This window comes from Microbacterium sp. A8/3-1, from assembly GCF_040267695.1.
Classification (GTDB): Bacteria; Actinomycetota; Actinomycetes; order Actinomycetales; family Microbacteriaceae; genus Microbacterium; species Microbacterium luteolum.
Genome location: NZ_CP158357.1, coordinates 474318 through 492328, shown reverse-complemented (window position 1 = coordinate 492328; position 18011 = coordinate 474318). Strand labels below are relative to the sequence as shown.

Annotated in this window: 16 protein-coding genes and 1 tRNA gene; 5 read left to right on the top strand and 12 right to left on the bottom strand. The window is 69.8% G+C overall.

Annotated elements, in window-relative coordinates; genetic code table 11:
* Positions 1-22: 22 nt before the first annotated feature.
* From ABS642_RS02445 to ABS642_RS02425, 5 genes are all read right to left on the bottom strand, one after another.
* Positions 23-1546 (bottom strand): PucR family transcriptional regulator, encoded by a 1524-nt coding sequence (locus ABS642_RS02445; RefSeq protein ID WP_350352127.1) that lies wholly within the window; start codon positions 1544-1546, stop codon positions 23-25.
* 68 nt (positions 1547-1614) lie between these two features.
* Positions 1615-3936, bottom strand: coding sequence for a ComEC/Rec2 family competence protein (locus ABS642_RS02440; protein ID WP_350352126.1), 2322 nt, complete (start codon positions 3934-3936; stop codon positions 1615-1617).
* Positions 3933-4529, bottom strand: coding sequence for a ComEA family DNA-binding protein (locus tag ABS642_RS02435; protein WP_350352125.1), 597 nt, complete (start codon positions 4527-4529; stop codon positions 3933-3935). Before ABS642_RS02435 ends, ABS642_RS02440 begins: the two co-directional genes overlap by 4 nt.
* A 94-nt stretch (positions 4530-4623) precedes the next feature.
* Positions 4624-7200, bottom strand: coding sequence for a leucine--tRNA ligase (gene leuS, locus ABS642_RS02430; RefSeq protein WP_350352124.1), 2577 nt, complete (start codon positions 7198-7200; stop codon positions 4624-4626).
* A gap of 34 nt (positions 7201-7234) precedes the next feature.
* Positions 7235-8554, bottom strand: a complete 1320-nt coding sequence (locus ABS642_RS02425) for an anthranilate synthase component I family protein (RefSeq protein ID WP_350352123.1) — start codon at positions 8552-8554, stop codon at positions 7235-7237.
* 41 nt (positions 8555-8595) lie between these two features.
* Here ABS642_RS02425 and ABS642_RS02420 point away from each other — a divergent pair, with 41 nt between their 5' ends.
* Genes ABS642_RS02420 through ABS642_RS02410 form a run of 3 tightly spaced genes read left to right on the top strand, consistent with a single transcriptional unit; the run spans position 8596 to position 11162 of the window.
* Positions 8596-9267: a DedA family protein gene (locus ABS642_RS02420; RefSeq protein WP_282216885.1), complete on the top strand. Its 672-nt coding sequence runs from the start codon at positions 8596-8598 to the stop codon at positions 9265-9267.
* Positions 9268-9271: 4 nt separating this feature from the next.
* The gene (locus ABS642_RS02415) at positions 9272-10297 is read left to right on the top strand and encodes a phosphatase domain-containing protein (RefSeq protein WP_282216884.1); all 1026 of its coding nucleotides are present in this window, start codon (positions 9272-9274) and stop codon (positions 10295-10297) included.
* Position 10298: 1 nt separating this feature from the next.
* Positions 10299-11162: a 3-methyladenine DNA glycosylase gene (locus tag ABS642_RS02410; protein ID WP_350352122.1), complete on the top strand. Its 864-nt coding sequence runs from the start codon at positions 10299-10301 to the stop codon at positions 11160-11162.
* Positions 11163-11165: 3 nt separating this feature from the next.
* Here the strand turns inward: ABS642_RS02410 and ABS642_RS02405 are convergent, their stop codons facing one another.
* The 5 genes from ABS642_RS02405 to ABS642_RS02385 all read right to left on the bottom strand — a co-directional run bounded on the left by ABS642_RS02405 (position 11166) and on the right by ABS642_RS02385 (position 15562).
* The gene (locus ABS642_RS02405) at positions 11166-12353 is read right to left on the bottom strand and encodes a glycoside hydrolase family 3 N-terminal domain-containing protein (protein WP_350352121.1); all 1188 of its coding nucleotides are present in this window, start codon (positions 12351-12353) and stop codon (positions 11166-11168) included.
* A 38-nt stretch (positions 12354-12391) separates the two neighbouring features.
* Entirely contained in the window at positions 12392-13048 is a 657-nt protein-coding gene (locus tag ABS642_RS02400; RefSeq protein ID WP_350352120.1) for an SDR family oxidoreductase, read from the bottom strand.
* Between the two features lie 41 nt (positions 13049-13089).
* Positions 13090-13617: a hypothetical protein gene (locus ABS642_RS02395; protein ID WP_350352119.1), complete on the bottom strand. Its 528-nt coding sequence runs from the start codon at positions 13615-13617 to the stop codon at positions 13090-13092.
* Positions 13614-14405 (bottom strand): hypothetical protein, encoded by a 792-nt coding sequence (locus ABS642_RS02390; protein ID WP_350352118.1) that lies wholly within the window; start codon positions 14403-14405, stop codon positions 13614-13616. Before ABS642_RS02390 ends, ABS642_RS02395 begins: the two co-directional genes overlap by 4 nt.
* Before the next feature lie 62 nt (positions 14406-14467).
* Positions 14468-15562: an NAD(P)-binding domain-containing protein gene (locus tag ABS642_RS02385; protein WP_350352117.1), complete on the bottom strand. Its 1095-nt coding sequence runs from the start codon at positions 15560-15562 to the stop codon at positions 14468-14470.
* 114 nt (positions 15563-15676) lie between these two features.
* Here ABS642_RS02385 and ABS642_RS02380 point away from each other — a divergent pair.
* Positions 15677-15749 (top strand) — tRNA-Ala (locus ABS642_RS02380).
* Between the two features lie 141 nt (positions 15750-15890).
* Complete coding sequence (locus ABS642_RS02375; RefSeq protein ID WP_350352116.1) at positions 15891-16076, top strand: hypothetical protein; 186 nt, start codon at positions 15891-15893, stop codon at positions 16074-16076.
* Here the strand turns inward: ABS642_RS02375 and ABS642_RS02370 are convergent.
* Positions 16073-17107: an Lrp/AsnC family transcriptional regulator gene (locus ABS642_RS02370; RefSeq protein WP_350352115.1), complete on the bottom strand. Its 1035-nt coding sequence runs from the start codon at positions 17105-17107 to the stop codon at positions 16073-16075. The two genes, ABS642_RS02375 and ABS642_RS02370, sit on opposite strands and share 4 nt — an antisense overlap.
* Positions 17104-18006 (bottom strand): alpha/beta hydrolase, encoded by a 903-nt coding sequence (locus ABS642_RS02365; protein WP_282216875.1) that lies wholly within the window; start codon positions 18004-18006, stop codon positions 17104-17106. Before ABS642_RS02365 ends, ABS642_RS02370 begins: the two co-directional genes overlap by 4 nt.
* Between the last annotated feature and the right edge of the window lie 5 nt (positions 18007-18011).

The following is an 18011-nucleotide window of genomic DNA, read 5'->3' as shown; positions in this document are numbered from 1 at the left end:
CATCAGTCTGTGAGCAGTTCGCTCAGGAATCCATCGGCCTGGCGTTCGGGAGCCGGTGCACGCCCTTCGCGGTCAGGGCGAGCCAGAGCTCGACCCGTGTATCGAGCTGGTCGAGCGGCTGGCCGATGAGCTGTTCGACTTTGCGGAGTCGAGCGCGCACCGTGTGCCGGTGGACGCGCAGGCGCTCCGCCGCAGGATCGATCTGACAGTTGGCGGTCAGCCAGGCCTCGACCGTCGCCACCAGCGCGCCGCTCGGGTCGGCCTGGGTGAGCGGCGCGAGCACCGCATCGCTGAACGTCTGCGCCATCTCGAGGTCGGTCGCGTTCGTGAGCCAGTCCTGCGTGAATCCGCGTCGGTAGGCGACCGGACGCCCGAGCGTGCGACTGGTGACCAGCGCCGCCATCGCCTGCGCCCGCGAGGACGCGAGCGTCCCGGGGGTCATCAACGATCCGATCCCCGCGGCCGATGCGGGGGCGAAACGGCGGAGGTCCTCCTCGATGTCGGCGTCGCTCGCGACGATGGCCTCCACGGGCCCACCCTCCGTGTGCCGGATGAGCCCGCCCCGGATGGTCAGTGAGAGATCTGCGACCAGGTCCGTGGGAGATCCGTCGCCGGGGTCGACGGCGATGCATCGGAACTCCGCGCCGGTCAGTCCTGCGGCGCGGACCAGCGCCTCGGCCTCGCTCTCCGACTCGGCGATGAGGATTCGCTGGAAGTCCCGCGCTCGCTGCTGTCTGTCCGGCTCGCTCGTCAGCCATCGTCGCTCCAGCTCGAGCGCGAGGATCGAGATCAGCGCGGTGGTCGCCACCGGGATGAGCGGACCTGTGTTGCCGATGAGCATCGCGAACGCACGCAGCCTGGTCGTTCCGACCGGCTGCACCTCGACGGGTTGGCCGTCGATCGTCGTCTTCAGCGCCCCGCGCACGCCTTTCGGAGCCAGCACGGCCGCGAGTTCGCGCAGCGTCTCCTCCTCGGGATGGGTTCCCTCCGAGGGATCACTGGCCACGATCTGCACGCCGAGGGGGTCGGTGACCACGACGCCGACGCCGGTCGCCGCGGTCCAGGTCGCGACGATCCCCTCCAGTCCGCCTCCGGATGCCGCGCTGAACGTCAGCGACTTGTGCAGTTCGACGAGCCGCTCCAGAGCGTGCCGCTCGTCGAGGACGATCGCCGCGTACACCGCGTTCGTGATCGAGATGAAGGGCACTTCCTCGGGGATGCCGAGTAGGGGAAGGTCCTCTGCCAACGCCGCCTCGATGAGGAGCGGCGGCACCGACTGGTGCGGGAGCCGGTGCCCGAGACCGAGCGCGAGAACGACGGCACCGCCCTCTTTGACGTCGCGGACGTAGGCGGCGCAGTCGTCCGGCGTGATCGGAAGCTGCACACCGACGGTCATCAGGATCTCGCCGCCTGCCAGCCATTCGCCGGGACGAAGCAGTTCTGACACGTGCGCACCCGTGACCACCGGATCCGCGTCGCGGTTCCAGTACTCGACACGGATGTCCAGCTCCGGGTCCGCGATGAGCTCGCCGAGGGTGAGAGGCATGGCAGCAGGATACCTCCCTGGCGTACAGGGAAACGCCCCGATGTATATTCACGAGCGCGTGAGGACGGTCACGGGTCCCGTTCCGTCCAGACCTGCAGCCGGCCATCGCGGATGCCGAGCAGGATGCGCCCCTGCGTGTCGGTACGAAGAGGATGTGCGCCGGTTGCGGCGAGCAGGTCGAGAGTCTCCTCCCGCGGGTGGCCGTAGTCGTTGTCGGCTCCGGCGCTGAAGATCGCCGCCGTCGCCTGCACCGCGTCGTACAGTCCGGCATCCTGATCCGCGCTGCCGTGATGCGCGACCTTCACCACGGCGTATGCGCCGAGGTGCACCGAGCGCATCAGCATGCGTTGCGGCTCGGCCGAGAGGTCTCCGAGGAACAGGGAGCGGGGCACCTCTCCGCCGGCGAAGTCGATCACCACGCTCGCGTCGTTGCCGGGCGGGAAGGCCGCAGAGTCCCGCAGCGGCCACAGCACTCGCCAGGCCGCTGACCCCAGGACGCCCCGCAGGCCCGCCGACGCCGGTGCGAGGCGCGCCCCGGCGGCTGCCAGGTCGTCGATGAGCCGCTGATCGGCAGGTTCTGCCGTGGGGCCGTGCAGCACGGTGCCGACTTTCCCTTCGACGGCAGCAGTGCCACCGACGTGGTCGAGGTCGAAGTGCGACAGCACGAGCAGGTCGATGCGCTGGACGCCGAGCGACGCCAGGCACTCGGAAAGCGGTCCCGGCTCCGGACCCGTGTCGATCAGCGCCACCTGGCCGGCGGATCGCACGAGGAGCGCGTCGCCCTGCCCCACGTCGCACGCGGCGATCGACCAGCCGTCGGGTGCCGTGGATGTGGCGAGCGGGCCGGACAGGACGAGATGCGCTCCGGCGAGGGAGAGCACCACGATGAGGACGCCCGCTGCACCCTGTCGTGCCAGCACGATCGCCCGCGCGATCCGCGGAGAAGAGGTGCCGCGCCGACCGATCAGCGCGGCAGCCAGCGAGGCGCTGACGACGAGCACCAGCAGCGAGCTGGCGATCCCCGCCGGGAGCAGGAGCTGGGCGACCGGCAGCTGCGCCGTGGTCGACGCCGTCGTCGCGATCCACGCTGCCGGCAGCCAGGCCGACGCCGTCAAGAGGTCCGCGAGGGGTGGAATCGGTGCGGCGAGGCACGCGAGCAGTCCGATCACCGTCGCGACGGGGGCGGCCGGCGCCGCGAGAAGGTTGGCGGCGATCCCGATGAGCGACTGCTGCTCGGCGAACAGGGCGATGATGGGTCCGCAGGCGAGCTGAGCAGCGAGCGGCACCGCGATCGCCAGCGCCACGGGGCCGGGCATCCATCGCGTCATCCCCCGGCTCAGTGGCGGTGCCAGCAGGATCAGCGCGCCGGAGGCCACGACCGACAGCGCGAAACCGGGAGTCGCTGCCAGCCACGGGTCGGCGAGCAGGATCACGACGGCGCAGAGCGAGAGCATGCCCGCGCCCGCGCTCGGCCGGCCGAGCAGCACGGTCAGCATCGCGACACCGGCCATCACGGCAGCGCGGATGACGCTCGGCTCCGGAGTGACGAGCACCACGAACCCCGCCAAAGCCGTCGCGGCCAGCACGACGCGCAGCATCCGTCCTCCGCCGCACAGGGCGGTCAGCCAGAACACGGCACCGACGACGATCGCGCAGTTCGCGCCGCTCACGGCCGTGAGGTGGCTCAGTCCGCTCGTACGCATGTCGTCGGTCAACGCGTCGGTCACGGCACGGGTGTCGCCCACGGCGAGACCGGGAAGGAGCCCTGCGCCCGGGTCGGGCAGGCGGAGCGAGCGTTCGATGAAGGCCAGCCGCAGCGCCGCCGCCGCACCGAACACGCCCGATGCTGGCGCGATCACTTCGGCGTCGCCGCCGAAGAGGACCAGGGCCGAGCGCTCCCCCGCATCGGTCGCGGCCGCCTCTCCGGTGACGCGGATGCGCGCTCCGAGATCGAACCCGTCGGCCGGGTCGATGCCGATCCGCACAGGCGCCGACAGCGGCGCCGTCTTCCCCGGTGGCCCGACGCCGACCGACACGGCCTCGAACCAGAGTCGTCCGTCCTGACCGACCGACGCCGAGGACGTCACGTCGGCGAGCACCTCCACCACACGGCCGTCCCACTCTGCGATGCGGTCGCGCGCGGGTGACGCGAACCCCGCAGACATCGCGACCGCGGCACCGGCGGCCAGAGCCACCACGAGCAGTCCGCCACCGTCGATGCGCAGGCCATGACCACGTCGGCACCAGACGAGCACGCAGAGGAAGGACGCGGCTGCGCCGCCGCCGATCGCCGCACTCCCCCATGCGACCCCCGGGACGAGCACGCAGAAGAGAGCGGCGCACCACACCGCCGCCGCGAGCGGCAGCAGACGCAGATCGCGGGGCCTCATACGCGCACGGCCTCGCGGATGCCGGCCAGCAGCTTCTCGCCGATCCCGGGCACCGCGAGCAGGTCGTCCACCGACGCGAAGCGCCCGTTCTCGTCGCGCCACGTGATGATCCGCTCCGCGAGTGCCGGGCCGATTCGCGGAAGCGTCTCCAGCGCCGCCTGGTCAGCCGTGTTCAGATCGATGCGGTCGTCGCCCGGCGCAGCGGCGCCCGATGCGTCCGAGGTCGCGCCCACCGTTGGCACGATGATCTGCTCGCCGTCCGCGAGGACGCGAGCGAGATTCACCGCCGTCAGATCGGCATCATCGGTCGTTCCCCCCGCTGCCGCGACGGCATCCACGAGCCGCGCATCGAGGTCGAGCACATAGAGTCCCGGACGCGCGACCGCTCCCAGCACGTGCACGTAGAGCTCGCCGGTCGGGCCCGGGGTGGCGCCGACTTCTGACAGCGGCAGGGAATCCACCGGCGCCGCCTGGCCACGCAGGATGCCGAACCCGACCGCCGCCGAGAGCACGACGAGCGCGAGAACCACACCGGCGCCGATGCTCAGCCGCAGACGACGTCGCGGCGCAGGCGGGGGCGGCTCTGGAGGCATCCCGCCACGCTAGACCGACGCGGACGCCCGACAGCGCCCGGAAACCAGGCACCGGGGACAACCCCTCAGGATCGCCCCCGGTGGAGGAACGGCTCTAGCCCTTGACGACGAAGCTGACGATCTTCGGCGCGCGCACGACGACCTTCACGATCTCGCGGTCGCCGATCGACCGGATCACGCGCTCGTCGGCCCGCGCGAGCGCCTCGAGCTCGGCCTCGCCGATCCGCGCCGACACCTCGAGCTGCGCGCGCACCTTGCCGCCCACCTGCACGACGGCCGTGATCGTGTCCTCCACGAGCAGGGCAGGGTCGGCCGAACGCCACGTCACCAGGCCGACGGACGGCTCATGGCCGAGCATCTCCCACATCTCCTCCGCGGTGTGCGGGGCGATGAGGTCGAGCATCACGGCGATGGTCTCCGCGGCCTCGCGCACGGCGGGGTCGGTGGCACCGGCGGCGCCGTCGATCGTCTTGCGCGTGATGTTGACGAGCTCCATCAGGCGTGCCACGAGCACGTTGAACTTCGTCTGCTCGACGAGCGCCGGCGCTTCGGCCAGCAGCTTGTGGGTGGCACGTCGCAACGCGGCATCGCCGCCGGCGAACACCACGTCCACCGGGCTGTCGACCTCGCCCGCGATCCGCAGAGCACGCGCCAGGAACTTCTGCGCACCGGTCGTCGAGACGTCGGCCCAGTCCTTGTCATCCTCCACCGGCCCGGCGAACGCGAGTCCGACGCGGAGCGCGTCCGCTCCGTAGGCGTCGAGCTCCTCCTCGAAGAGCACGAGGTTGCCCTTGCTCTTCGACATCTTGGCACCGTCGAGCAGCACCATGCCTTGGTTGATGAGGTTCGAGAACGGCTCGGTGAAGTCGATCAGCCCCATGTCGAACAGCACCTTGGTGATGAAGCGCGCGTACAGCAGGTGCAGGATCGCGTGCTCGACACCGCCGATGTACGAGTCGACCGGTGCCCAGCGCGCTGCCTGAGCAGGATCGAACGCGACGGTGTCGCTGTTCGGCGACAGGAAGCGCAGGAAGTACCACGAGCTGTCGACGAAGGTGTCCATGGTGTCGGGGTCGCGAAGCACCGGGTCACCGGTCTCCGGGTCGACGGTCTGCACCCAGCTCTCGGCCGCACCGAGCGGCGACGAGCCCTTGGGCTTCAGGTCGAGGCCCTCGACGCTCGGCAGCTTCACCGGCAGCTGGTCCTCGGAGACCGGGATGATCCGGCCGTCCTCGGCATGCAGCATCGGGATCGGGGTGCCCCAGAAGCGCTGGCGCGAGATCAGCCAGTCGCGCAGACGGTAGTTCTTGGCCGCACGCCCGGTGCCCGATGCCTCCAGCTGCTCGATCGCGCGGGCGATCGCGTTGCGCTTGGACAGACCGTTCAGCGCACCGGAGTTGATCATGCGCCCCTCGCCGGTCAGGGCGATGCCGGTGGACGCGGGGTTCTGCTCGTCGAGTGCGGCGCCGGTGTCGATCGGCACGCCCTCCTCATCGACCTCGATGACCGGCATCGCACCGGTGACGGGCGCCGTGGTGTCGACGACGACCTTGACCGGCAGGTCGAACGCGCGGGCGAAGTCCAGGTCGCGCTGATCGTGCGCCGGCACGGCCATGACCGCGCCGTGACCGTAGTCAGCCAGCACGTAGTCGGCCGCCCAGACCGGCAGCTTCTCGCCGTTGACCGGGTTGATCGCGTAGCGCTCCAGGAACACACCGGTCTTCGGGCGGTCCGTGGACTGCCGATCGATGTCGGTCTCCTTCTGCACCTGCTCCAGATAGGTGCGGAACCGCTCCTGCACCTCGACGGGGGCACCGACGGCGAGCTCGGACGCCAGATCCGAGTCGGGCGCCACGACGAAGAACGTCGCACCGTGCAGCGTGTCGGGGCGCGTCGAGAAGACCGTGACGGGCTCGTCGCGTCCTTCGATGCGGAAGTCGACGTCGGCTCCGATCGAGCGGCCGATCCAGTTGCGCTGCATCTGCAGCACCTTGTGCGGCCAGAACCCCTCGAGCTGGTTCAGGTCATCGAGCAGGCGGTCGGCGTAGTCGGTGATCTTGAAGTACCACTGGGTCAGCTTCTTCTTCACGACCTCATAGCCGCAGCGCTCGCAGCGGCCGTCGACGACCTGCTCGTTCGCCAGCACGGTCTGGTCGTTGGGGCACCAGTTCACAGCGCTCTTCTTGCGATAGGCCAGTCCGCGCTCGTGCAGCTTCAGGAACAGCCACTGGTTCCAGCGGTAGTACTCCGGGTCGGAGGTGTGCAGCACGCGCGACCAGTCGAACGAGACGCCGTACGACTGGAAGGCCGCCTTCTGCTGGGCGATGTTCGTGTACGTCCACTCGCGAGGGTCGGCCCCCTGGCGGATCGCGGCGTTCTCGGCGGGGAGACCGAACGAGTCCCAGCCGATCGGGTTGAGCACGTTGTGCCCGCGGTGGCGCCAGAAGCGCGCGACGATGTCGGAGTAGAGGTAGTTCTCTGCGTGCCCCATGTGCAGGTCGCCCGAAGGGTACGGGAACATCGCCAGCACGTACCGCCGCGGGCGCTTGTCGTCATCGCCGCCCGTGAGGAAGGTCTCGTTCTCCGCCCAGTACTTCTGCCATTTGCTCTGGATGGCGTGCGCCGACGGGGTCCCCTCGTCGGCGGGAACGAAGGACAGGTTCTCAGACAACGAACGCACGACCAATCTGCAGGGAAAAACGGGATCAGTTCAGGATATCGGAACCCCAGAGGGCGGGCATTTCCGCGCCGAGCGCGGCCAGGGGGGCACGCGCCTTGGTCGCGACCTCGGCGACCTCCGCCGCGGCTACCGATCCCCAGGTGATTCCGCCCCCGGCGCCGATCACAGCCTCGTCCGCATCGATCACGATGCTCCGGATGACCATCGCGAGGTCGACAGCACCGTCGACGCCGACATACCCGAAGCACCCGGCGTATACGCCCCTCGGGCCACCCTCCAACTCGTGCAGCCGTGTCATGGCCGAGAGCTTCGGCGCTCCGGTCATGCTCCCGGCCGGGAAGGTCGCCTCGAGCAGCGCGCCGACGGTGGTGCCCTCCGCCGCTGTTCCGCTCACCGTGCTCACGAGCTGGTGCACCGCGGGATAGCTCTCCACGGTCCACAGGCCGTCGACCCGGATCGTTCCCGGGACGCACACCCGAGAGAGGTCGTTGCGCATCAGGTCAACGATCATCACGTTCTCGGCGCGCTCCTTGACGTTCACCGCGAGCTCGGCGGCGAGCGCGGCATCCGTCTGCGGGTCTGCGCTGCGCGGACGCGTCCCCTTGATGGGACGGGAGCGGATGACTCCTCCCCCGGCGTGCAGGAACTGCTCGGGACTCGCACTCAGCAGTGCGCGCCCTCCGATGCGGACGAACCCGCCGTGATGCGCGGGCGTGGCCGCGCGCAGCCGTTCGTACACCGCGACGGCGTCATGCGCACCCGGCACGGTGAAGCGCGTCGTGAGGCACAGCTGATAGGCGATGCCCGCACGGATGAGTCCGCGGCAGCGTTCGATCAGGGCGGCGTACTCCTGGGGATCGTGGCGGGCCTCGGCGACCAGAGGAGCGCTGTCCACCTCGCTGCGAGGTTCTCCGGCCGGACGAGCGGATGCCGCCGCGACGGCGGCCGCCCACGTCTCGGCATCCTCCTCCGCACTGAGCGTCCAGATGCGACCGGCCGCGTGATCGAAGGCGACGACGCGCGTGGCGCGCAACCAGGAGGATGCCGACTCGTCCGCACTGTCGGACACCGGCGCTCCCGCTGCCCTCGCCCCGCTCTCGTAATCACGCCAGCCGACCCATCCACCGGCGAACGGCGGACGCTCGTCATCCGCAGGCACCACGTCGAGGCGCACGTCGTCGGGGAGTGACGACGGCTCCCCCGTGCCGACGAAGCTCCAGCCCTCGGTCGCTGCCGCACCGGCATCGAGCCAGAACACGTCGGCTGCCTGCGCCTCCAGCATCCGGAACACGCGCGCCGGGTCCACCCACCCGGGCAGCTCTCGGGGACTCAGGCGTTCGCGCACCTGTCCAGCCTAGGACCGGCCTGCTCCCGTATCCTCATGAGGTGGACGACCTCCTGCTCTGGCTCCTCGACACCGTGCAGTCGATCGATCCGGTCACGCGCACCCTCGTCGCCGGGCTCGCCGTCATGCTGGAGACGAGCATCCTGATCGGACTCATCGTCCCGGGCGACACGATCGTGATCATCGCGTCGATCGGCGTCGCCAGCCCTCTGGAAGGCATCGCGATGGGCGTCGCGGTCGTCATCGGCGCCCTCATCGGCGAGAGCATCGGCTTCTTCCTGGGCCGCTGGCTCGGGCCGCACATCCGCTCGTCGTGGCTGGGACGGCGGATCGGCGAGAAGAACTGGGTGCGCGCCGAGAACTACCTGGCGCGCCGCGGCGGCATTGCCATCTTCCTGTCCCGGTTCCTGCCGGTGCTGCACTCGCTCGTCCCGCTCACCGTCGGCATGAGCGAGTACCCGTACCGCCGCTTCCTCGCCTGGACGGCACCCGCGTGCGTCATCTGGGCCACCGCGTACGTCAGCGTCTCGTCCTTGGCGGCCGGGAGCTTCCGGGAACTCGTCGACCGCGTGCACTTCGCCGGGTACATCTTCGTCGGCATCATCGCGCTGTTCCTCGTGCTCGCCTTCTTGGGGAAGAAGCTGCTGCAGCGTCTGGAATCCCGTCACCTGAACTCGGAGGACGCGGAGACCGACGCCGACGTGAAAGACTGAGGCAATGGCTTCCGCACCCCCGGCGCCCCGGATCCACTGGTTCGCGCGACTCGAGCACCGCCTCCACGTCTGGCGTGAGGGCCGCGCGCGACGCCGTGGACGGGTCGCGACGATCCTGCCGTTCCCCGGTTACGGCGGACCGGGTTGGGTGCGCGTCGTCGGCCGTGTGCTGATCGTTCCTCCGCAGCGCCGCACACGCGACGGCGAACCCGCGAGTGTGCGCGGATGGCGCAGCTTCGTCGGTATCCCGGTGAGTTTCGCTGCCGTCACCGTCGATGTCGGCGGCTCGACGCACCAGGTGGTCGCCGACCGCGGGGGCGTCGTCGACACCGTCATCCACGCGGATCTCGAGCCAGGGTGGCAGACCTTCACGATCTCGGTCGAGGGACAGGAGCCCGTCGAGGCCCGCGCCTTCATCGTCGCCGCGAGCACCACTTTCGGGGTGCTGTCCGATGTCGACGACACCGTGATGGTGACCGCCCTCCCGCGCCCGTTCATCGCCTTCTGGAACTCCTTCGTCCTCGACGAGCATGCGCGCCTCCCGGTCCCCGGCATGGCCGTGCTCCTCGACCAGCTGCTGCGTCAGCACCCCGGCGCCCCGATGGTCTACCTGTCGACAGGCGCGTGGAACGTCGCCCCCACTCTGTGGCGCTTCCTCAGCCGCCACCTGTTCCCGGCCGGATCCATGCTGCTCACCGACTGGGGTCCCACGCACGACCGCTGGTTCCGCAGCGGACGCGAGCACAAGCTCACCAACCTCCGCCGGCTCGCCTCCGAGTTCCCGCACGTGAAGTGGCTGCTGATCGGCGACGACGGTCAGCACGACGAGTCCATCTACACGCAGTTCATGGAGGAGCATCCCGAGTCCGTGGCGGGCGTCGCGATCCGTCGCCTGCTCCCCGCCGAAGCCGTTCTCGCCGGTGGTCGTGCCGAGTCGGAGCCGCACGCCGCGGATTCCGCTCCCTGGGTCAGCGCCGAAGACGGCGCAGGGCTCCGCGATCAGCTCGGCGAGGCCGGCATCCTGCACTGACATGGCGCTGGCACGCGAGGAGTGGCTGGTGCGCGAAAGCGCCCACCAGGAGCGGGCCGACGCCCTGACGGCCGCGCATCGCGACCGCGCCGCGCGCGGCGAGAAGCATCCGGTGTGGGACTTCCTCTTCATCTACTACGCCTACAAGCCCGCACAGCTGCGGCGATGGCACCCGGGGGCCGGCATCGAGCTGGCGGATGCCCCCGAGCGCGCCTCCTGGCGCTGGTACTCCCCCGGCTCGACGATGGACTCCGTGGTGCCAGACGCCCAGGCCTTCGCTGCGGAGAAGTCGGAGCTCGCCGGCCTCATCGAGCGGATGCTGCGCCGCACGGCCTCGCGTCCCGGCCAGTTCGGATGCTTCGGCCTGCATGAGTGGGCGATGGTGTACCGCGCCGACGAGCACCGGCATCCGGTGCCGCTGCGGCTCGGACAGGCGGGCACCGATGCGGTCGTCGAGAATCATGACCTGCGCTGCACGCACTTCGACGCCTTCCGCTTCTTCACGCCCGACGCCGTGCCGCGCAATCGCACCTCTCTGTCGCGCGATGAGCAGCCGCTGTTCGAGCAGCCGGGCTGCCTGCACGCCGGGATGGACCTGTACAAGTGGGCGATGAAGCTCGGGCCGCTGATCCCGGGTGAGCTGCTGCTCGACACGTTCGAGCTCGCGCGCGACATCCGTCTGCTCGACATGGAGGCCGCGCCCTACGACCTCTCGGCCTGGGGCATCGTGCCCGTGCCGATCGAGACCGTCGAGGGGAAGAGCGAGTACGTGCGCCGTCAGCGCGAGTTCGCGGACCGCGGCATCGCCCTGCGATCCGCACTGCTCGCGGCTTGGCTCGGGGAGAGCACGGCCGAAGCAGCCTGAGGCTCAGTCCACCGGCTCGCAGTCCGAGCACACCGACCACTGCGCGGTCGCCGCGGACAGAGCGAGGCGAAGCGTCATCACGCGTGTGGCCGCCTCGGCCAGGCGTTCGGCCGGGAGCGAGCCGGCGTCGACGGCGGCAGCGATACCCGCGGCCATCTGTCCCGCGGTCTGTGCATCGGACCCGGCGATCATCAGCACGAGGTCGTTGCCCGCGGCGACGGCGGCCACCCCGTTGGCCACCGGATCCGCGTACGCGGGATCCCCGGACGACAGCAGCATGCCCAGATCATCGGTCACCGCGACCCCCTCGAATCCGAGCTCATCTCGCGCGATCTCGTGCCACGTCGCCGACAGCGAGGCGGGCGCCGGATCGACCGACGTGTAGGACAGGTGGCCGAACATGAGCAGCGACGCGCCCGCGTCGATGCCGGCGGCGAAGGGCAGAGCCTCCGTCGCACGCCATTCCTCCAGCCCCATCGGAGTGCTCGGGATCGCACTGTGCGAATCCCCCGGCGCCGCCCCGTGGCCCGGGAAGTGCTTGAGCGTCGAGCCGACGAACTGCTCCTGGGCCGTCGTGGCCGCGGCGACCCGATCGGCTGCCGTCGTCGCATCGCTGCCGAGCGAGCGCCCGTAGCTGAAGGATGCTGTGTCGGCCGTGAAGTCCGCGACCGTTCCGAAGTTCACCGTGATGCCGGCACGGGCGACGAGCGAGCCGCGGGCGGCGAAGGCGGCAGCGGCCTCGTCGACCGGACGATCCTTCAGTGTCGTCGAGGCGGCGAAGTCGTCGCCGTTCAGCCTCGAGACGAGGCCGCCCTCCTGGTCGACGGCGATCAACGGCGGAAGGGCCGGATCGACGGTGAGCGCAGCCGTGAGGCTCTGGAGCTCGGCCTCGGTCGCCGGGATGTTGGCACCCATCAGGATGAAGCCCCCGAGTCCGGACTCCATGTAGGAGTGGAGGGCACCGGCATCCGTCTCCGGCACGTGTCCCATGACGATGCTCGCGGCCTGCTCCGCCACCGTCATCCGGGCGACGAGCTCCTCGGCGCGATCGCTCGGTCCGGATGGCACCGCGGCGGCCGCCGGGGCAGGGGCGCCCGTCGTGGACGTCGCCGACGCGGCCGATCCGACGCACAGCGTCGCGACGGCGATCCCCACGAGGGCGGTGGTCGCCCAACCGCGGCGTCGACGCATCCCGGTGCCCTTCCCGCTGTCTCTTCCCTGCGGCGTGATCAGCAGGCGAGCGCCTCGGCGATGGGAAGCGCGGTCTGCTCGCCGCCGTTGCCGAAACGGAGAGTGCGCCCGATCGTGCAGGGTTCGACGAGCGAGGCGGCGATCACGGCCGCGACGTCGGCGCGGGACACCTCTCCGCGGCCGTCGGGGTCGATCAGGATGCGCCCCGTGGGGTCATCGAGGGTGAGCGTTCCGGGAGCGAGGATCGTGCCTTCCAGCCCGGTGCCGCGCAGGTGCTCGTCGGCTGCCCACTTGGCATCGGCGTAGGCGAAGAACGAGTCTCCCTCGGGAACGCCGTGATCGGCCGTCGAACCGATCCAGGACACCATGACGTAGCGGCGCACCCCTGCGAGCTCCGCTGCATCCATCGATCGTTCCGCGGCGTCCCGATCGACGGCGTAGGTGCGCTGCGGGTCTCCCCCGCCTGCACCGGCCGACCAGACGACGACGTCGTGACCGCGGATGATCTCGGCCAGAGCCTCGACGTCCATGGTCTCGATGTCGGCGACCAGCGCGCTGGCGCCGCCCGCCTCGACATCGCCGGCGTGGTCGGGGTTGCGGATGACTCCGGTGACTTCGTCACCTCGCTCTACGAGCAGGGGCGCGAGGAGCAGGGCGATGCGGCCGTGGCCGCCGAACACGATGATGCGCGACATGCTCCTCACCCTACGCTCCGGGTGCGACCTCGGGGCCGGCGTCAGCGCGGAGTCTGCGTGCTGTCGATCACGAACGCCTGCGGGTGCGATGCCAGATACCGCACCACCACGGGCGAACCGCTCGGCAGGTAGCTGTCACGGTCCGGGTAGACCGCCGGGGTGAAGAAGTTGCTCTCGAGCGTGTACTCGACGCCCTCGGCCGTCGTGAAGGTCACCCAGTCGCCGTCCATCGTCGCCGTGGTCGGGCGGCCGTTGTCGTGGATGTAGGCGCGCGTCACCGGAACGCCCGTGAGGCTCAGGATGCCGATCACCAGGGATCCCAGCATGACGAACGCGAGGATGCGGAAGAAGACGCGAAGAATGCGTCCGCCGACCTGTCCACGTGCCTGCTCCTCCGGACGAAGAAGGCCCTCGCGCGCGCGGATGGCGCGGAGCTCGCCGCCGGGTGAGGCGGCGCGCACCGACATCGCGAACAGGCCGAGGATCGAGAAGCCCGCGATGAAGACCATCGCGTAGCCGTGCGCCGCCGGGAAGTTCAGCAGCCACATCAGCGTGTCCAGGGGGTTCATCGCCCGACCTCCTTCTCGATCGTGATCGCGACCGTCTGCGGATCCTCCCGACGGTAGAACGCCCAGATCGGCGCGCCGACCTGCAGGTGGGAGATCGCCTGCGGGTAGACGAAGACGGTGGTGTCGGCCTCCCATGTCGCCGCGCCCTCCGGAGCCATCAGCACCCTCAGGGCGAGCTCGCTCTGCCCCTCGCGCCGGCGGCCCGTCGGACGGACCTCGAGGACGGATGCCGGGACCGAGATGCCGGTGGTCCGCGCTCGCACCTGACTCGGATCGATCAGCCCGCGGTCGATGCGCCACTGCAGAAGTGCGTCCCGGACAGCCGGCTCGGAGGGATCGGCGAGCTCGACGGTGTCCTGATCCGTCAGGCTGTACCGCACGGACAGCGGCTGGCCGACCTGCAGAGCAGCGGCATCGGTGGCCTCCACCAGCATCCGCAGCTGCCCGATGAAGTCGTCTCCCGCGGACGGCGTCACCCGGACGAAGACGTCGTACTGCGGCACGTCGTTGATGGTCAGCCCGGTGCGGGAGACCTCCACGATCGAGCCCACGCCGATCTGCTGTTCGCCTCGCGGACTCTTGCGACCGCTGAAGCCGAGGAACACCCCGCCGAAGGTCAGCAGCAGCCCCCAGGCGACGCCGATGAAGATCGGCCCGCCCAGCGTGTCCTCGCCGGAGAACGGGAGGATCGAATGGCGCTGGTCGACGCCGAAGAGGCCCTCGCCCACCCAGATGAGCAGCCAGACCGAGAGCAACAGCCAGACGACCAGGAACACGATGCGAAGCATGCCCTCAGCGTAGCGACGGGGTGCGCTGCCTACCGAACACAGGTTTCGCGTCGATGGCGCCGTCAGCCGGCGGGCACAGGGGTCTCTGCGAGGCGCAGCATCCGCTGCACGCGCTTCGCCGCGGAACGTCCTGCACGGTTCGCACCGATCGTGCTCGCGGACGGACCGTATCCGACCAGCTGGATCCGAGGATCGGCGACCGCGGTCGTCCCCCGGCCGTTCCGATCGAGCTGGATGCCACCTGCGGCGCTGCGGAGGTGGAGCGGGGCGAGATGCGCGGTCGCCGGACGAAAGCCGGTCGCCCACAGGATCACGTCGACGCGCTCGAACGACCCGTCCGCCCAGCGCACGCCGTCGGCCTCGATCCGCTCGAACATCGGGCGGCGGTCGGCGTAGGCGCCGAGCCGCTCCGCCTCGCGTTCCTGGGGACGGAGCATGAGACCGGTGACGCTGACGACGCTCTGCGGAGGGAGCCCGGCCGCGACGCGCTGCTCGACGAGCGCGACCGCCGCAGCCCCCGCCTCCGGGGAGAAGTCGTCCGTGCGCCAGACGGGTTCGCGGCGGGTGACCCACAGCGTCTCGGTGAGAGGGGCGAGGGCGCCGAGGAACTGCACAGCCGATGCTCCTCCCCCGAGCACCAGCACGCGCTTACCGAGGAAGTGCGCGGGACCGGGGTAGTCGACCGTGTGCAGCTGCTCGCCGACGAAGGTCTCCATGCCGGGGACGTGCGGGAGGAACGGATGCGTCCACGTGCCCGTCGCGTTCACGAGGGTGCGGGTGGTCCACTCCCTCTCCCTGGCGCGCACGACGAGAAGACCGTCGCGATCCTCGACGCGATCGACCTTCACCGGCCGGATCACCGGCAGCGCATGCTTCTGCTCGTAGGCGTCGAAGTACGCCGGCACCGCGACGTTCGCGCGCTCGTCATCACGCGGTGGAGCGACGTCGTCAGGGAGCTCCGCGACTCCGTGCACGTCGCGCATCGTCAGCGCGTCCCAGCGGTGCTGCCACGCTCCGCCGGGCCGGTCGCCCGAGTCCAGGACGACGTGCGAGATCCCGAGGCGGGACAGGTGGAACGACGACGAGAGGCCGGCCTGCCCTGCACCGATCACGAGGCTGTCGAGGATGCTCACGATGAATCGAACGTCCTCGAGCACGCCGTTGTTCCGCACCCGGGACGACGCGCCCGGGACCCCCGCTCCGATTGGTGCTCGCGCGGATTCGTGTAGTACTCTTTTCAAGTTGCTCCGGGAAGTTCGGAGCGGCGTTCTGGGCCTGTGGCGCAGCTGGTAGCGCACCTGCATGGCATGCAGGGGGTCGGGGGTTCGAGTCCCCCCAGGTCCACAACGAAAGCCCCCGAGGTTCATCCTCGGGGGCTTTTCCCGTCCTACCGCGGAGTTCCCCCGCGGTCAACCCGCTCCGTCGCGCGACCGCGCAGGTCGTACGGTGTCCGCATCCAGATCCACCACGCGAAAGGATGCGATCATGTCCAACCCGATCCCGCCCGTCGTCCCCTTCCCGGATGACGACACCCCCGACGGCGTTCCGACGAGGGAGGTCGACGGCGAGCAGGTGCCCGACACCGACATCGACGATGCGCTGGTCGACAGCGCCGAGGCCGACCGTGTCGCGGCCGGCGTCGACGACGAGGCTGACGACGACGCGACCTAGACCTCGACCTCGGTCCCGCCCGCCGAGGCGACCTGCGCGCGCCACCAAGGCGTCTCGATGAAGCCGCGCTTCATGAAGACGAGCTCCATCGAGGCGTTCCAGCCGCGCACGCCCTTCAGGTGCGCGATCGTCCCGGTGAGGAAGTCGTGCAGCGTCTCGGTGCTCGGGAGGATGATCTCGCAGTAGAGGGAGTTCTCCTCGAGCGCTGCCGCGAGGAAGCGGACGGATACGTGCTGCGCGAGCGTCTGCGCGACAGATGCGATCCTCGACGGCTCCACGCGCAGGATCAGCAGCGTCTCGGCGCTCATCCCCAGAGCGGATGCCGGGACCATCGTGACGGTCGTGAGGCAGCCGCCGTTGCGCATGCGCTCGTAGCGACGGCGCACGCTGCTCTCGTTCATGTCGAGCTTCGCACCGATCGACAGGAACGATGCGCGGCCGTTGTGCCGGAGCTCCTCGACGATCGCGCGGTCCGCGTCATCGAAATGCGTCGGATCGCAGGTGTTCGGCGCGGGCATGTACGATTTCGGGTCGCTCGTCGCCTCGGCGTGCGCGTCGTACAGCTGACGCCCCCAGTCGAAGCTCACCTTGTAGGTGTGCACCACCAGATCGCTGCGCCATCGCTCGACCCCGGGGATCCCCTGGAGATCGGTGAGCACGTGCGCGTACGTCGCCGAGTCACCGGGGATCACGACCTCGGCGAACACGTCGAACTTGCCCGTCACGAGGGTGACGAATCGCACGTACGGCGATCCGATCAGCTTCTGCGCGACGGCGAGCTGCGACCCGGGCGTGCAGTTGATCCGCACGAAGAACGTCTCCACGTGCCCCTCGCTGCCGAGCGTCGGAACGATCCCGACCTGCACCACGCCCTCGGACAGCAGCTGCTGACCGCGTCGGGTGACGGTGGAGACGGATGCTCCGGCGAACTCGGCGATCGACGTCCAGCTCGCTCGCCCGTCCTGCTGCAGGGCGACGACGATGCGACGGTCGAGATCGCTGAACTCGCGGCCGATGTGAATACTGCTCATCGTGTCAGCGGCGGGTACACCCGGTGCAGGAACGTGCGCACGGTCTCGGTCCACGCCTCTGCCTCCTCGATCTGCGGGGAGTGACCCGACTTCTCGAACACGACCATCTCGGAGTCCGGGATGAGGTCGGCGATCACCTGGCTACACGATACTGGCGTGATCCAGTCGGTCCGGCCCACGGTGATGAGTGTCGGCACCGCGATCTCGGGAAGACGCGGCTTCAGGTCGTAGTTCGGGAGGTTCACCGAGAATGCGTAGTTGTGGGCGCGGTACCGGTACGGCGTCGCCTGGACCTTCCGCTCGACGGCATCCGGGTCGTACACGAAGTCGTACAGGGGCAGGATCTCGCGCCAGCAGTCCTTCAGGTCCTCATCGTCGCGGACCTGGCCGACGTCGATGCGATCGAACTTCTCCATGTCGATCGCCACGCGGTCGGAGGCCAGGGCGTTCTCGCGGGCGAGGTGCGCGTTGGAGTTGTCGGCCGACGTGTCCCGCAGCACGATCGCCGCGACGCGGTCCGGGTAGCGCAGCGCGTACTCCATCGTCATGAATCCGCCGTACGATCCGCCGGCCATGACGATCTTCTCGGCTCCGATCCACTCACGCAGACCGTCGATGTCGGCGGCCCATTGCTCGTGGCTGTACGTTCCCTCCCCCTCGCTCTGCCCGCTCCCCCTGGCATCGAAGACCACGACGCGGTACTCGTCGGCGAGACGGCCGAAGCTCGCACGCGGCTCCGCCCTCGACCCCAGTCCGGGGGCACCGTGATGCGTGATGATGACCGGAGCACCCTCAGGACCGAGCACCTCGACCGCCAGATGGTTGCCGTTGATCTCGACCCATTCGTAGGCGCTCGTCGCGGCGGCGAACTCCGGGGAAACCGGCGGGGTGGATGTCATGTCGT

What these genes read in the sequence shown, in the direction of transcription:
- ABS642_RS02375 (WP_350352116.1), top strand. Translation starts at nt 15,891, where the DNA reads ATGTCCAACCCGATCCCGCCCGTCGTCCCCTTCCCGGATGACGACACC.
- ABS642_RS02405 (WP_350352121.1), bottom strand. Translation starts at nt 12,353, where the DNA reads ATGCGTCGACGCCGCGGTTGGGCGACCACCGCCCTCGTGGGGATCGCC.
- ABS642_RS02365 (WP_282216875.1), bottom strand. Translation starts at nt 18,006, where the DNA reads ATGACATCCACCCCGCCGGTTTCCCCGGAGTTCGCCGCCGCGACGAGC.
- ABS642_RS02410 (WP_350352122.1), top strand. Translation starts at nt 10,299, where the DNA reads ATGGCGCTGGCACGCGAGGAGTGGCTGGTGCGCGAAAGCGCCCACCAG.
- ABS642_RS02445 (WP_350352127.1), bottom strand. Translation starts at nt 1,546, where the DNA reads ATGCCTCTCACCCTCGGCGAGCTCATCGCGGACCCGGAGCTGGACATC.
- ABS642_RS02370 (WP_350352115.1), bottom strand. Translation starts at nt 17,107, where the DNA reads ATGAGCAGTATTCACATCGGCCGCGAGTTCAGCGATCTCGACCGTCGC.
- ABS642_RS02415 (WP_282216884.1), top strand. Translation starts at nt 9,272, where the DNA reads ATGGCTTCCGCACCCCCGGCGCCCCGGATCCACTGGTTCGCGCGACTC.
- ABS642_RS02435 (WP_350352125.1), bottom strand. Translation starts at nt 4,529, where the DNA reads ATGCCTCCAGAGCCGCCCCCGCCTGCGCCGCGACGTCGTCTGCGGCTG.
- ABS642_RS02390 (WP_350352118.1), bottom strand. Translation starts at nt 14,405, where the DNA reads ATGCTTCGCATCGTGTTCCTGGTCGTCTGGCTGTTGCTCTCGGTCTGG.
- ABS642_RS02400 (WP_350352120.1), bottom strand. Translation starts at nt 13,048, where the DNA reads ATGTCGCGCATCATCGTGTTCGGCGGCCACGGCCGCATCGCCCTGCTC.
- ABS642_RS02395 (WP_350352119.1), bottom strand. Translation starts at nt 13,617, where the DNA reads ATGAACCCCCTGGACACGCTGATGTGGCTGCTGAACTTCCCGGCGGCG.
- ABS642_RS02440 (WP_350352126.1), bottom strand. Translation starts at nt 3,936, where the DNA reads ATGAGGCCCCGCGATCTGCGTCTGCTGCCGCTCGCGGCGGCGGTGTGG.